Genomic DNA, 12,775 nt, shown 5'->3' with positions numbered 1-12,775 from the left:
CGAGGGGATCGAACTGTTCCTTGGTGGCGTAGCACATGGGGCACACCCACTCGTCGGGCAGCTCTGCGAATTCCACGCCCGGTGGGATGGCATTCATGGGGTCGCCGACAGCGGGGTCATAGATGTAGCCGCAGTTGGCGCAGATGTAGCGTTCCTTTGCCGGTGTCATGATCAAACCGCGAAATACTTTGCCTGGGGGTGATGCGCGACGATGGCCGAGGTCGTCTGCTCGGGCACCATCTGCATGTTTTCGGTCAGGGTGATGCCGATCGCCTCGGGCTTGAGAAAGGCGAACAGCGGCTTGTGCGCCTCCAGGTCGGGACAGGCCGGGTAGCCGAAACCGTAGCGCGAGCCCTGGTAATTCTGGGTAACCGCACCAAGCGCATTCTGCGTCTGGGTGCCGCCGATACCCATTTCCCGGCGCATGACGCCGTGCCAGTATTCGGCCAAGGCGTCGGTCACCTCCACGCTGAACCCGTGCAGGAGGAGATATTCATGGTAGGCGTCGGCCTGATAAAGCCGCGCGGTTTCCTCGCTCATTTTCGGCCCGATGGTCACCACGAAAAAACCGGCGATGTCGCCGCCCTCCCCGGCCGTTTTGAAATAATCGGCGATACAGAGGAACGGGGCCTCGGCCTGCCTGGGGAACGAAAACCGATGTTCCGCGCCGTCCGCCTGGACGATGACGGCATCCCCTTCGGCTCGGCAGGGAAAATAGCCGTAGCTGACCCTGGGTTGAATCCAGCCGCCGGCCAGGGCCTTCCGCTGCAACTCCTCGTACAGGGGCCGGACCGTACCCTCGATCAGGTCGGCATACTCCCCTGCCCCCATCTTGCCCCGCCGGTAGCCCCAGCGGCCGCGGAACAGGGCCTCGACATTGATCAGGGAAAACAAAACCGCCGGATCGATATCTTCCACGTACCGCTGTCCCAGAAACGGCGGCACGGGCACAGGGTTGGTCCGGTCGATCTCAGCGACCCGGATGCCGGGCTTCATCGCCTTGACCGCGGTTGCTCCATCGTAGACCGTCGCGGTCAGGGTGCCAGCCTCGAATTCCTGCACCGCCTTCAGGCCGGCAAAGGCATCGGCGCAGTAGACCACCGGCGCATCGTATTGCGGCACGCAGGATTCGGCCACGAATTTGGGCGTCAGGGCGGCCCCACCCAACAAAATAGGCACGGTGAGCCCCGCCTCGCGGTACTGGGCCATGGACTCCTGCATGATGATGGCCGATTTCACCAGCAGGCCGCTGAGGCCGATCAGATCGGCCCGGACCTCCCTGGCCTTTTCGATGATGGTCTCGGCCGGCACTTTGATGCCGATGTTGTGGACGAGGTAACCGTTGTTCGAAAGGATGATGTCCACCAGATTCTTGCCGATGTCATGCACGTCGCCCTGCACTGTCGCCAGGAGAACGGTCGTGGCGGCGGTGCCTTCGGCCTTGTCCATGAACGGTTCCAGCAGGGTGACCGAGGCCTTCATCACCTCCGCCGACTGGAGGACAAAGGGCAGCAGGATTTCCCCCTTGCCGAAGAGTTCGCCGACATGGCGCATGGCCGGAACCAGGATCTGGTTGATGATGTCGATCGGCCGGAACCGCTGCCGCAGGATGGCGAGCACATCCTCCAACTGCTCCTTGTCGCCGTCCATGACCATCTGAAACAACTGCTCTTCCGGCTTGCTGTCCCCCTCCTGCCCGTCTTCGGCCGGCGTTGCCGCCTTGTCGCTGAAGTGGGCGATAAACCGCAGCAACGGGTCTTTCACCTCTTCGCCCTGGCGATTGTACAGCAGGTCCAGGCAGACCTCCCGGTCTTCAGCCGGAATGCGCGCCAGAGGCACGATCTTGGCGGCATCGACGATCGCCGCATCCAGACCGGCGGCCACCGCCTCGTGCAGGAACACGGAGTTCAGGATGCGCCGGGCCTGGGGCGCCAGGCCGAAGGAGATGTTGCTGACCCCGAGCACCGTCAGGCATCCCGGCAATTCCGCCTTGATCCGGCGGATCGCCTCCAGGGTCTGGACAGCGGCGTCGCGCAGATTGGCGTCGCCGGAGCCCACGGTGAAAGTCAGGCAGTCGAATAGCAGATCCCTGGAGCGCAGGCCGTATTCGTCCACGGCAATGGCATGGATGGCCCTGGCGATCCGCACCTTTTCCGCCGCGGTCATGGCCATGCCTTTCTCATCGATGGTCAGGGCCACCACGGCGGCGCCGTACTTCTTGGCCGCCCGGCAGATCCGGCGGATATTGACGCCGCCGTCCTCCAGGTTGATGGAGTTGACGATGGCCCGGCCCGGATAGAGCCGCAGGCAGGCCTTGATGCACGCCGGCGTGGTCGAGTCGATCATCAGCGGCGCCTTGAGCGCACCGGCGCAGAGACGCACCAAGGTGGTCAGGTCCGCCAGCTCGTCGCGGCCCGCATAGGCGGTACAGAGGTCGATAACATGGGCCCCCCTGGCTTCCTGCTCGAGGGCGACTTTCACGCAGGCCTGGTAATCGTCGGCCAGCAGCAGTTCGCGGAACTTTTTCGAGCCGTTGGCGTTGGCCCGCTCGCCGATCAGCAGCGGCGGAATCTCCTGCTGCAACTCGACGGCCTGGTAAAGGCTCGCGACTGAAGGCTTCATGCGGTCACCTCCCGAACGGCCGGTTTGACGCCGGCAAGCGTCCGCACCAGTTCGCGGATATGGGCCGGGGTGGTGCCGCAGCAGCCGCCGACCACGCTGACCCCGTATTCGGTGACGAACCGTTTCATCTCGCGGGCATAGGTCTCCGGGCCGAGGGAATAGCAGGTTTTGCCGTCGATCACCTCCGGCAGGCCCTGGTTGGGCACGCACGAGATACGGCCGGGCCAGTTGCGGCTCAGGTAGCGGATGTGCGATTCCATGTCCAGCGGCCCGGTGGCGCAGTTCATGCCGAAGGAAAACAGCGGATAGGGCTCGAAGGTCACGGCGGCAGCGGCCATATCGGTGCCGACCAGCATGGTGCCGGTCCGTTCGATGGTCACCGAGGCCATGACCGGGAGGTCCAGCCCCAGGGATTCCAGGGTCTCGAAGCAGGTGGTCATGGCGGTCTTGATCTGGAGCAGATCCTGGCAGGTCTCGATGATCAGCAGGTCCGCACCGGCCGCGGCCAGGGCGCGGATCTGTTCGGCATAGGCCGCGGCCAGGTCATCCACCGCGATGTGGCCGAGCGAGGGCAGTTTGGTGCCGGGTCCGATCGAACCGGCGATATAGATATCAGGCCGGCCACCGATGGCCGCGCGGGCATTTTCCACCCCTGCCCGGTTGATGGCCTCGACCCTGTCCGCCAGGCCGTACTCTGCGAGCACGATCCGGCTCGCGCCGAAGGTATTGGTTTCCAGCACCATGGCTCCGGCCTCGACAAAGGCTGCGTGCAGGGCGATGATCGTTTCGGGGGCTGTCAGGTTGAGCAGTTCGTTGCAGCCCTCCCTGCCCTCCCAGGCCGAGGCCGGGATGTTCATTTCCTGCAGATTGGTGCCGCAGGCGCCGTCAAGAATCAGCACCTCGTGGTCGTATGGTCGCATGAATCGATGCTCTCGTCTGAAGATTAAAAGAATGTTCAAAGGATAAACCGGGCCACAAAGGCACCGCCGCTCCGGCAGCCCCGAGAGCGGCCGGCACCGGCACAACAGACCGGGTTTCTTCCTGCCCGCCCACTGTAAGAATGACCACCGGGATTCGCATCAAGTTTTTTGCATGGCGGCCGCAGTTTTGCCCGCAACAGCCGGCCGGCCCGATGCATCCGTCAGGTCATGCTTGTCAAACAGTGTTTTATTTTCTACAGTAGGCCACTTTTTTTGGCAATCCGCTTCCGTTCCCGAGGAACCCGTCCATGACCCCATCGATCACCGCCGTGGTGCTCGCCGCCGGCAAAGGCACCCGCATGAAATCGGCCCACGCCAAGGTGCTGCACGAGGTCTTTTTCCGGCCCATGCTCCACCATGTGCTCATCGCGGTCCGGGAAGCGGCGATCGGACGCTGCGCGGTCATTGTCGGCCACCAGCGGCAGGAAGTGCTGCGCGTACTCGAACCGTTTTCCGTCACTCCGGTCGTGCAGGAGGAGCAGTTGGGCACCGGCCATGCCGTGCTCTGCGCCGAGGCGGCCTGCACCGACGCCGATCTGGTGATGATCCTCTGCGGCGACACCCCGCTCATCCAGGCGGCCACGCTGACGGAAATGGTCGCGGCCCATTGCAACAGCCGGGCCGCCCTGACCCTGATGACCACCCTGCTCGACCAGCCCTTCGGCTACGGCCGCGTTCTCAGCGACGCCCAGGGCACGATCACGGCCATTGTCGAGGAAAAAGACGCCAGCGAGGAACAGCGACGCCTCAAGGAGATCAACGCCGGCATCTATCTGGTGGACCGCGTCTTCCTGTTCGACGCCCTCCGCCGGGTCGGCACCGGCAACAGCCAGGGCGAAGTCTATCTGACCGACATCGTCGCCATGGCCAGGAATCAGGGCCTGGCGGTCCACCGCTTCGTCCATCCCCGGGCCATCGACGTGCTCGGGGTCAATTCCCGCGTCGAACTGGCGCAGGCCCACGCCATCCTGCAACAACGCCGCAACCGCGACCTGATGCTGGCCGGCGTGACCCTGTATGCGCCGGAAACCGTGCTGGTGGCGCCGGATTGCACCATCGGCCAGGACACGATCATCGAGGGCATGGCGCAGATCAGCAGCGCCTCTACCCTGGGCCGGGACTGCCGCATCGCCGGCGGCTGCGTGCTGCAGGCCTGCACCCTGGGCGACGGGGTGTGCGTGGGCGCCAACAGCGTGCTGACCGGCTGCACGATCGCCGCGGGCGAGACGGTTCCCCCGCTGACCCATCGCCACGGATAAGGCCCTTTTCTTCTTGAACCATCCCTCCCTGTCTCAGGAGCTGCGCAACCTATGACCGATCTGAAGAAAATGTATTCCACCCTCTTGGACGATTCCTTTCCCATGGAGATGACCATCACCTTCGGCGACCAGACCCTGGTCTACCGGAAAAAGACCTGGAAAATCCCCATGGCCGACGGCACCGTCGAGGAGCGGGGCCTGCGCTACGGCGAGAATCCGGACCAGGAGGCGGCCCTCTACGAACTGGTCAACGGCAATCTCATCCTCGGCGATTGCCGCTACATCGAACCGGGCAACGGCCTGGTCAGCGCCATTACCGTGGAGGACATGCTCCAGGTGGGCAAGCATCCGGGCAAGATCAACCTCACCGATGTCGACAACGGCCTCAACATCATCAAATACCTGATCGACCGGCCGGCCGCGGTGATTCTCAAGCACAACAACCCCTGCGGCGCCGCCATCGGCACCAGCCTGGCCGAGGCCTACAACCGCGCCAACCGCTGCGACCGCATCGCCGCCTTCGGCGGGGCCGTGGTCACCAGCCGGCCGCTCGACCGGGCATGCGCCGAACTGATGGCGGAAAATTACCTGGAGGTGGTCTGCGCCCCGGACTTCGAGGAAGGGGTGCTCGACATCCTCGCCCGCCGCAAGAACCTGCGGGTGATCCGCATGGCCGGCATCGCCCGCCTGGCCGAATTCGAGCACCATCGTTTCGTGGACTTCAAATCGCTGATCGACGGCGGCATCATCGTGCAGCAGTCGGCGGTCAACTCCATCCGTACGGCCGCCGACCTCAAGCCCGCCGTCACCACCTACAAGGGTGTCGACTACTGTTGCGAGCGCCAGCCCTCGGCCAGAGAAATCGAGGACATGCTGTTCGGCTGGGCCATCGAGCACGGCGTGACCTCCAACTCGGTGATCTATGTCAAGGACGGCTGCACCACCGCCATCGGCGCGGGCGAGCAGGACCGGGTCGGAGTCGCCGAGATCGCTGTGCACAAAGCCTACACCAAGTACGCCGACATCACCTGCTTCGACGCCCATGGCATCCCCTATGTCGACATGGTGGCCGAAATCGAGCACGGCCAACGGGACAGGGCTGACCAGGAAGCCATCGATGTCAAGGTGCGGGCTGACCGGGCGGGGCTCCCCGGCTCGGTGATGATTTCCGACGCCTTTTTCCCCTTCCGCGACGCCGCCGATGTCGGTATCCGCGAAGGGGTCACCGCCATCCTCCAGGCAGGTGGATCGATCCGCGATTTCGAATCGATCCAGGCCTGCAACGAAGCCGATCCCCAGGTAGCGATGATGTTCACCGGCCAGCGCTCGTTCAAACACTGAGCGTAGGCACTCAAAAAAAACCGGGAGCAACGCCGCCGTCGCTCCCGGTTTTACACCTCCACCCACCCGCCCAGCGCCGCCGAGCGCAGGCAGGCCTCGCAGACACGGATGGCGGCTACCCCCTCCTCACCCGGTATCGGGTTGGACCGGCGGCCGCTGAGAAAGGCGAGCCAATCCCGCACGAGCGGTACAATGGTGTTGACCGGCTCGCCCACCGCCAGGGGCAGGCGGCTCTGTCCGCGGATCGATTCGCACACATGGTGAATCTGATCAGCCTGGAGCTGTCCCTCGCTGCCGGCGAATTCGAACCGCCCGCAACGGGCCGGTCCGACCTTGGCGCAATCAACGGCGCCGATGGCGCCGTTTTCCAGTTCCACCAGAGCGACGACATGATCTTCGAGCAGCGAACTGTGCACGCAACGGGTCCGGGCCATCACCCGCACGATTGCCTGCCCGGTCAGCCATTGCAAGGCGTCGAAGACATGCACGGCCACATGGAAGGTGACCCCGGCCCCGGCCGAGGACGGCTCGTCCAGCCAGTCCAGGGGAGCCGGTTCGAGTCGCTGGTTGGCCGTGAAACCGTGCAGCCGACCGATGGCCGGCAGTTGCTGGCGAAGAAGGACGATCACCCGGTTGTAGCGCAGGGTCTGGCCGATGGTCAGCCCCACCTTGTGCCGGGCGAAAAGGTCATGCATGGCGACGGCCTCGGCAACCGAAACCGCCATCGGTTTTTCCAGCAGCAAAGGCTTGCCCGCCTCGGCACAGGCCGACGCCACCTGCAGGTTGAGCGCGGGCGGCAGGGCGGCGATCACGCAGTCGACCTCGGGATCGGCCACCAGGGCCCGCCATTCCGCATACCAGCGGCAGGACCACTCCGCGGCCTGCCTCGGCCCCTCCTCGGAACGGCGGCTGATGGCAATCAGTTGCGCCTCTTCGATGTCCTGGACAATATGGCGGGCATACCGGCTGCCGTGCTTACCGGTGCCGATGATCCCGACGCGCCACCGCTTTTCCGGTCGATGCATGCCCTCCCCTTCCGCTTTCTGGCGGCGAAAATTCAGTTGGCTCCGGCCAAGAGAGAACAGGAAGGCGGGGAACAGAGGCCACTGACGGCAGATCGCAACGGCCCGACGCCGCTCACTCATCCCCCTTCGCGCACAAACCGTCCCATCTGTCCGGCAAAGTGGCCGGATCGATGCCCATGGTCAGGGCAAAGTTCAGCAGCGCGTCCACAGAGCAGTTGACCGAGGGCGCACGTTTTCCTGTCGCAATCTCGGCCAGTTCCACGCGCAGATAGTGCAGCAGCGCCTCGGCGGCGATCAGGCGGAACTCCCCGTAGGGCGCCCCGATCTTGTCGCAGAAGCGGACGAAGCGGTACCAGTTGTGATTCGCCCGACGAATGCCCCGGAACAGCGACAGGTCCCGGTTGTTGACATCGAGATCGCGCAAGATGATTTCCCGGTAACGGGCCAGGGCCGCTTCCTCAAGTGCCCTGATTTCTTCGGCGGTCAGGCGCAGCCGCGGCCCCTGTGCATCTTCGCGGAGAAAATAGAGGCTGGCGTGCAGAGCGACTTCCGGAATCTCTCCCGAATGGCGGACCAGCAGCAGTTCGTCCTCCATCAGGGCGCCGCGCTCGCCGTCGCTCACGACTCCTCCTGCTCACCGGTGGTGGTGTCGAGCAGATAGAGTTCCCGGACAGTCTTGATCCGTTCGGGCATGCCGATGCAGTGGTTGTCGGTCTTGAGGTAATGCAGGGCCGGAAACACGACCTTGCCCGTGATCGCGGCCACCATCCTTTCCAATCCCTGGCGCCGCTGCTCGTCCATTCCGTCGAAACGGCCCATGGTTTTCTCCACCTCGGCCCGGATCTGGGCCTCGACCACGGCCCGCAACTGCACGATGGTCGGGGTCGATTCCATGTTGGCCAGCCACTTGCCGAATTTCAGTTTTTCCTCGGCAATGATCCGCTGGGCCTTGACCGCCTCCCGGTCCCGTTCGGACTTGTTCATTTCGACGACATTGTGCAGGTCGTCGATATCGTAGAGAAAAACGTTGTCGAGATCGTTGATGCCCGGATCAAGGTCCCGGGGCACGGCGATATCGATGAAAAAGAGCGGCCGGTTCCGCCGCTCGCGCATGACCGAGCGCACGTCCTCCTTGCGCAGAATCAGGTCAGGGGAACCGGTGGAGCTGATGATGATGTCGACCTGGCGCAACTGGTCGAGCAACTCCTCCAAAGAAACCGCCCGGCCGTTGTAGCAGCGGGCCAGGTTGACCGCCCGCTGCAGGGTCCGGTTGGCAACCACCACTTCGGCGACCCCCTGCGCCACCAGGTGCTCGGCCGCCAGCTCCGCCATCTCGCCGGCCCCGACCAGCAGGACCTTCTTCCCGGCCAACGCGCCGAAAATCTTTCTGCCCAGCTCGACCGCCGCATAGCTGATCGAAACCGCATGGGCGCCGATCCGGGTTTCCGTCCGCACCCGCTTGGCCACCGAAAACGATTTGTGCAGCAATTTGTTGAGGATAAAGCCGCTCGACCCCACCTTGGTCGCGTGGCGGTAGGCCTCTTTCAACTGCCCCAGGATCTGGGCCTCGCCGACGATCATCGAGTCGAGGCTGGCGGCCACCAAAAAGAGATGCTCCACCGCCTCGGCATTGACGTAGCGGTAGACATACTGCTCCGCCTCAGCCTTGGTGATGGCCTGACCGAACAGCAGCTCCAGCACCCGGTCCCGGGCCCGTTCCACGTCCCGGCAGGTGAACAGCACCTCCACCCGGTTGCAGGTGGAGAGAAGATAGTATTCCCGCAGGTCCTCCAGTTGGCCCAGGGCCCGGAGCGGCTCTTCGTAGCCGGCGGCCAGGGCCAGTTTCTCCCTCACCGCCAGCGGCGTCGTTTTGTGGTTGACGCCAAGCAGGACAATGGCGTCACGCGACATAGGTATGGACTCCTTCCAGAAGAAAGGACGCACCCCACAGGGTGAACAGGACCGACAGGAATCCGACGATGCTGAGAATCGCCACCCGCCGTCCCCGCCAGCCGACGGTGAACCGCTGGTGCACCGCGGCGGCGTACAGGAACCAGGTGATCAGGGACCAGGTCTCCTTCGGGTCCCATTGCCAATAGGCGCCCCAGGCCTGTTTGGCCCACAGCGAGCCCGTGATCAGCCCCAGGGTGAACAGCGGAAACCCCACGCTCAGACAGTGGTGATTCAGCTTGTCGAGCGTTTCCAGGGAGGGCAGGCGCGAATAGAAGAGCCCGAACCGCTTCTTCTTGATTTCGCGTTCCTGCAGGAGATACATGATGCTGCCGATGCAGGAGAGGGCCAGGAAGCCGTCGGCAAACAGGCTGGTCGAGGCATGGACCGGCAGCCACCAGGATTGCAGGGCCGGCGGCAGGGGCAGCATGGTGCGCGAAGAAAACGCCGCGATCAGCATCAGGCCGAACACCAGCAGGCTGACAAAGGCGCCCAGATTCTTCACGACATACCGCCAACGGAAGGACAGGTAGCAGCATCCCAGCGACCAGGCGAAGAACGAAACCGTCTCGTGGTGGCTGGTGATGGGAGTATGGCCGGCCTCGAAGGCCCGGGCGATGAGATTGGCGGTATGGAGGAGAAAGGCGACCAGAAAGATCGCCCGCCCGGTCCGGCGCAGCGTGTTTTTCTGGGTCAGGAAGAACACCAGATAGGCGGCGGTCGCCAGCAGATAGACGACGACGCTGCTCTGAAAAAGCAGGAAACTCATGGATTCTCCTTGGTCAGGGACGCCGGGTCGAAATCGACCGGCCGGCCGAGCACATGCTCCACATGCCGACGGACGGCGTCCCAGCGCCGTTCCCGGAGCCAGTCGACGAGATCGTCGTGGAGGAGCTGTTGAAACAACATCCTGGTCCGTTCGGAATCAGGCTCCTCGGCCAGTATCTGTTCGCGCAGCCGGGCCGCAAGCGCGGTGAGCCAGCCGTACTCTTCGCCGAAAAGCCGGTCGAGCCGCCCCTTGACCATGGCGGCCACGGCGGGACTTTTGCCGTCAGTGGCCACACCGAGGGTCAGATCGCCCCGCCGGATGGTGGCCGGCACCTGAAAATCGCACCATGCGGGGGCATCGGCGACATTGACCAGCAGGCCGGCGGCCCGGGCGTCGTCACGGACGGCCCGCTGCACTTCGGTGTCATCCGTGACGGCAAAGACCAGGAAGGCGCCATCGAGATCCGCCCGGCTGTATGGCCTGCAGAACCAGGCGATGATTTGGTGGTCAGCGAGGTCCGACAGGCCGGGCGTCACCACCGGGCTGATCAGCCTGACCCGGCCGGCGGCCGCAAGAATGCCCTTCACCTTGCGCTCGGCAACCCTTCCGCCGCCAACGACCACGCACAACCGCCGGCTGATGTCAAGACACAGGGGATACACCTTGGTTCACCGGTCTTCCTTCCGTTTTTGTCCGCCTCGCCGCGTCTGCAGGCGCCGATGCCGCCATGCGCTCAGTGACGCGGCTGCAACCGGGTGAGGAGGATGATCTTGTCCTCATCCAGGCTTTTCAGTTTCCGTTGCGAGGCGGCGATCCGGTATTCCTGCTCCGCCATCTTCAGAAACGGTTCCAGGCTGCGGCGCTTGATGTCATGCGCCAGATAGACCACGCCGTCCGGTTTGAGCGCCTTGCGGAGCACGGCCAAGAGGGGCTCGAAAAATTCCTCCCGGAAGAGGATCTCGGCGCCGAGAATGATGTCGTAGCGCTCCATCTCCGGCGGATTGAGCCAATCGAGCAGGGAAAAACGCACATTGGTCAATCTGCTTGCCGCCGCATTGATCCGCTCGAAATCGAGGATCAGCTCTTCGTAGTCGGTCAGGGTCACCGTATACCCTGCCGCGGCGGCGGTCAAGCCCGGAGCCCCCAGGCCGGCGCCCAGTTCGAGCACGGTGGTTCCCCGTTCACAGGGCTGGGCAGCGATGAATTCCGACAGCACGATGGCCGCCTCCCACAACTTGATCCAGAACGGGAAGGCTGAAACATCCTTCAGCGGATCCCTGCCGGCAAGAATGTGCTCCAAATCGGTGATTTTCAACAGGTGCAGTTGGTGCTCCCTGATCCGAAGCGGTTCAAAGGCCACTTTGTAGTGCTCTTTGACGGCATTGTACAGCGCCCGTTCCTTATCCGGCAATGTTTGCGGATCCATTTTCCTTCCTCTATAAATACGCAATTACAATAAATTAAAAGAACAGTGTCCTTTGGATGCATAAAAAAAGAGCGGGCCGACACCATCGACCCGCTCTTCAGCTCAACAGAAAAACTTCAGGTGATCAACAACCTTCCAGAGCCTTCTTGGCTTTCACGGTTACAGTGTCACCGGCTTTTACATCAACCTTATCACAAGTGACAGTCACTTTGTTGCCATCAACACTATCAACGGTGCACTTAGCGGCAAAAACTGCACCTGCACTCAATACAAAAGCCGCAACCATTACAGCAACTCCTACCTTTTTCATGACAGACTCCTTATGTGGGGATGTACAAAACTAAAACTTTTGCCTCTTTCCTGGGCCACAATCTAAAAAATACCATTCTGCTTGTCAACACCAAAACCGGCGTCAGCCGACTATCGCGGGGATTACAGGACCGATTCGATATCCTTTTCGAGCAGGCCGCGCGAAGCGTAACCGGGATATTTTTTCACGACCTGTCCGTTTTTGTTCACCAGAAACGACGTCGGAATCGCCACCACGTCACCGAAATCACGGGTTGTGGACCGATCGGCCATCAGCACCGGATAATTAATGCGGGCCTGGCGCACCAGCCGCGCCACCGCGTCGCCCCCCCCCTCGTCAACCGCCAGGGCCACCACGGAAAACCCCTGCTGCTGAAATCTGGCATGCAGCTCTTTCAGGGTCGGGATTTCCTGGAGGCAAGGCGGGCACCAGGTCGCAAAAAACGTAATCAACATGGCCTTGCCCCGATAGCGCTCGCTGGTGACAACGGCCCCGTCGATTGCCGCCGGCAGCGAAAAGGCAGGCATGTCGACTCCTCCCCGCGCTTGCCCGGCGCACGCGAGCAGGCACAAACCGATAACAAATCCCCTGATCGTCTTCATCGTCCCAGCCTGGTACAGTCGTCCGTAAAAGGTTCAATTCCCATGGCAATCACCATCCGGTATGCCGTTTCTGTCATTCCGCATGCCCCGGCCGAGGATATCTGCCCGTCGCCGTTCTTTTTCAGGCCTTGAGATCAATGAGCGTCCGCTCCATTGTATCGGCCACCTGCAACATTTTCAGGTTGGCTTCGAAGCCGTCCGTGTTCCGCATCAGGTCGGGCAATTCCTCGCCCAGATCGACATTCGCCAGTTCGATCATCTCCTGGCCCCGGTCGGTCTGCTCGACAACAACCGGCCCCGGTGTGTCGACCTGCTCGACAACGGTCGCGACTCCTTGCGGGACTTGCGACGACAGGAGCACCCGATCCTTTTTATATCCTTGCGTCTGCAGGTTGGCGATATTGTTGGCATTGTTTTCGACTTTCACCGCATAGGCCCGTAGGCCGCTCACAGCGGATTGCACACCAGCGATCATGGCGTTTCTCCCGAAC

At 62.8% G+C, this 12,775-nt stretch carries 14 protein-coding genes (1 of these 14 cut by a window edge); 2 read left to right on the top strand and 12 right to left on the bottom strand.

The genetic code is table 11. The features are described from left to right. The 3 genes in view from Q362_RS0110925 to Q362_RS0110915 are tightly spaced (at most 2 nt apart) and all read right to left on the bottom strand, a layout consistent with a single transcriptional unit that may run on beyond the window. A protein-coding gene (locus Q362_RS0110925) for a rubredoxin (protein ID WP_028318726.1) crosses the window boundary here: on the bottom strand, window positions 1-169 show its 5' portion. The gene continues 5 nt to the left of window position 1, outside the view; 169 of the gene's 174 nt are visible here — the first part of the coding sequence; it begins with the start codon at window positions 167-169; its stop codon lies off the left edge, out of view. A 2-nt stretch (window positions 170-171) separates the two neighbouring features. Continuing rightward, window positions 172-2,622: a methionine synthase gene (locus tag Q362_RS0110920; protein ID WP_028318725.1), complete on the bottom strand. Its 2,451-nt coding sequence runs from the start codon at window positions 2,620-2,622 to the stop codon at window positions 172-174. Next, window positions 2,619-3,542 carry a homocysteine S-methyltransferase family protein gene (locus tag Q362_RS0110915; protein WP_028318724.1) on the bottom strand — a complete coding sequence of 308 codons (924 nt, stop codon included), beginning with the start codon at window positions 3,540-3,542 and terminating at the stop codon, window positions 2,619-2,621. The genes Q362_RS0110920 and Q362_RS0110915 overlap by 4 nt, the downstream gene beginning before the upstream one ends. A gap of 308 nt (window positions 3,543-3,850) precedes the next feature. Here Q362_RS0110915 and Q362_RS0110910 point away from each other — a divergent pair, with 308 nt between their 5' ends. Further along, window positions 3,851-4,861: a bifunctional UDP-N-acetylglucosamine diphosphorylase/glucosamine-1-phosphate N-acetyltransferase GlmU gene (locus tag Q362_RS0110910; protein ID WP_028318723.1), complete on the top strand. Its 1,011-nt coding sequence runs from the start codon at window positions 3,851-3,853 to the stop codon at window positions 4,859-4,861. Window positions 4,862-4,912: 51 nt separating this feature from the next. Then, a complete protein-coding gene (locus tag Q362_RS0110905) occupies window positions 4,913-6,202 on the top strand; it encodes an IMP cyclohydrolase (RefSeq protein WP_028318722.1) in 1,290 nt (429 codons plus the stop codon). A 50-nt stretch (window positions 6,203-6,252) separates the two neighbouring features. Here Q362_RS0110905 and Q362_RS0110900 read toward each other — a convergent pair whose 3' ends face one another. The 9 genes from Q362_RS0110900 to Q362_RS0110865 all read right to left on the bottom strand — a co-directional run bounded on the left by Q362_RS0110900 (window position 6,253) and on the right by Q362_RS0110865 (window position 12,759). After that, window positions 6,253-7,227, bottom strand: a complete 975-nt coding sequence (locus Q362_RS0110900; RefSeq protein ID WP_028318721.1) for a Gfo/Idh/MocA family protein — start codon at window positions 7,225-7,227, stop codon at window positions 6,253-6,255. A gap of 112 nt (window positions 7,228-7,339) precedes the next feature. Continuing rightward, entirely contained in the window at window positions 7,340-7,849 is a 510-nt protein-coding gene (locus Q362_RS0110895; protein WP_028318720.1) for a hypothetical protein, read from the bottom strand. Next, window positions 7,846-9,138 carry a glutamyl-tRNA reductase gene (gene hemA, locus Q362_RS0110890; RefSeq protein ID WP_028318719.1) on the bottom strand — a complete coding sequence of 431 codons (1,293 nt, stop codon included), beginning with the start codon at window positions 9,136-9,138 and terminating at the stop codon, window positions 7,846-7,848. Before hemA ends, Q362_RS0110895 begins: the two co-directional genes overlap by 4 nt. After that, the gene (gene ccsB / locus Q362_RS0110885; RefSeq protein ID WP_028318718.1) at window positions 9,128-9,946 is read right to left on the bottom strand and encodes a c-type cytochrome biogenesis protein CcsB; all 819 of its coding nucleotides are present in this window, start codon (window positions 9,944-9,946) and stop codon (window positions 9,128-9,130) included. The genes hemA and ccsB overlap by 11 nt, the downstream gene beginning before the upstream one ends. Beyond that, window positions 9,943-10,608 (bottom strand): precorrin-2 dehydrogenase/sirohydrochlorin ferrochelatase family protein, encoded by a 666-nt coding sequence (locus Q362_RS20250; RefSeq protein WP_051554133.1) that lies wholly within the window; start codon window positions 10,606-10,608, stop codon window positions 9,943-9,945. Before Q362_RS20250 ends, ccsB begins: the two co-directional genes overlap by 4 nt. A 71-nt stretch (window positions 10,609-10,679) precedes the next feature. Next, window positions 10,680-11,372 carry a class I SAM-dependent methyltransferase gene (locus tag Q362_RS0110875; protein ID WP_035216429.1) on the bottom strand — a complete coding sequence of 231 codons (693 nt, stop codon included), beginning with the start codon at window positions 11,370-11,372 and terminating at the stop codon, window positions 10,680-10,682. A gap of 124 nt (window positions 11,373-11,496) precedes the next feature. Then, window positions 11,497-11,682 (bottom strand): selenite/tellurite reduction operon protein ExtJ, encoded by a 186-nt coding sequence (gene extJ / locus Q362_RS22835; protein WP_084312596.1) that lies wholly within the window; start codon window positions 11,680-11,682, stop codon window positions 11,497-11,499. Window positions 11,683-11,804: 122 nt separating this feature from the next. Further along, window positions 11,805-12,209 carry a TlpA disulfide reductase family protein gene (locus Q362_RS0110870; protein ID WP_245590209.1) on the bottom strand — a complete coding sequence of 135 codons (405 nt, stop codon included), beginning with the start codon at window positions 12,207-12,209 and terminating at the stop codon, window positions 11,805-11,807. A gap of 196 nt (window positions 12,210-12,405) precedes the next feature. After that, entirely contained in the window at window positions 12,406-12,759 is a 354-nt protein-coding gene (locus tag Q362_RS0110865; protein WP_028318715.1) for a flagellar basal body rod C-terminal domain-containing protein, read from the bottom strand. Between the last annotated feature and the right edge of the window lie 16 nt (window positions 12,760-12,775).

The organism is Desulfobulbus elongatus DSM 2908, assembly GCF_000621145.1.
Taxonomy (GTDB): domain Bacteria; phylum Desulfobacterota; class Desulfobulbia; order Desulfobulbales; family Desulfobulbaceae; genus Desulfobulbus; species Desulfobulbus elongatus.
This window is presented reverse-complemented; position numbering and strand designations above follow the sequence as displayed.

Bases quoted from the DNA above. Each gene is read 5' to 3' on its own strand.
- Q362_RS0110920 (WP_028318725.1), bottom strand. From the start codon at position 2,622: ATGAAGCCTTCAGTCGCGAGCCTTTACCAGGCCGTCGAGTTGCAGCAG.
- Q362_RS0110915 (WP_028318724.1), bottom strand. From the start codon at position 3,542: ATGCGACCATACGACCACGAGGTGCTGATTCTTGACGGCGCCTGCGGC.
- Q362_RS0110910 (WP_028318723.1), top strand. From the start codon at position 3,851: ATGACCCCATCGATCACCGCCGTGGTGCTCGCCGCCGGCAAAGGCACC.
- Q362_RS0110905 (WP_028318722.1), top strand. From the start codon at position 4,913: ATGACCGATCTGAAGAAAATGTATTCCACCCTCTTGGACGATTCCTTT.
- Q362_RS0110900 (WP_028318721.1), bottom strand. From the start codon at position 7,227: ATGCATCGACCGGAAAAGCGGTGGCGCGTCGGGATCATCGGCACCGGT.
- hemA (WP_028318719.1), bottom strand. From the start codon at position 9,138: ATGTCGCGTGACGCCATTGTCCTGCTTGGCGTCAACCACAAAACGACG.
- ccsB (WP_028318718.1), bottom strand. From the start codon at position 9,946: ATGAGTTTCCTGCTTTTTCAGAGCAGCGTCGTCGTCTATCTGCTGGCG.
- Q362_RS0110875 (WP_035216429.1), bottom strand. From the start codon at position 11,372: ATGGATCCGCAAACATTGCCGGATAAGGAACGGGCGCTGTACAATGCC.
- extJ (WP_084312596.1), bottom strand. From the start codon at position 11,682: ATGAAAAAGGTAGGAGTTGCTGTAATGGTTGCGGCTTTTGTATTGAGT.
- Q362_RS0110870 (WP_245590209.1), bottom strand. From the start codon at position 12,209: ATGCCTGCCTTTTCGCTGCCGGCGGCAATCGACGGGGCCGTTGTCACC.
- Q362_RS0110865 (WP_028318715.1), bottom strand. From the start codon at position 12,759: ATGATCGCTGGTGTGCAATCCGCTGTGAGCGGCCTACGGGCCTATGCG.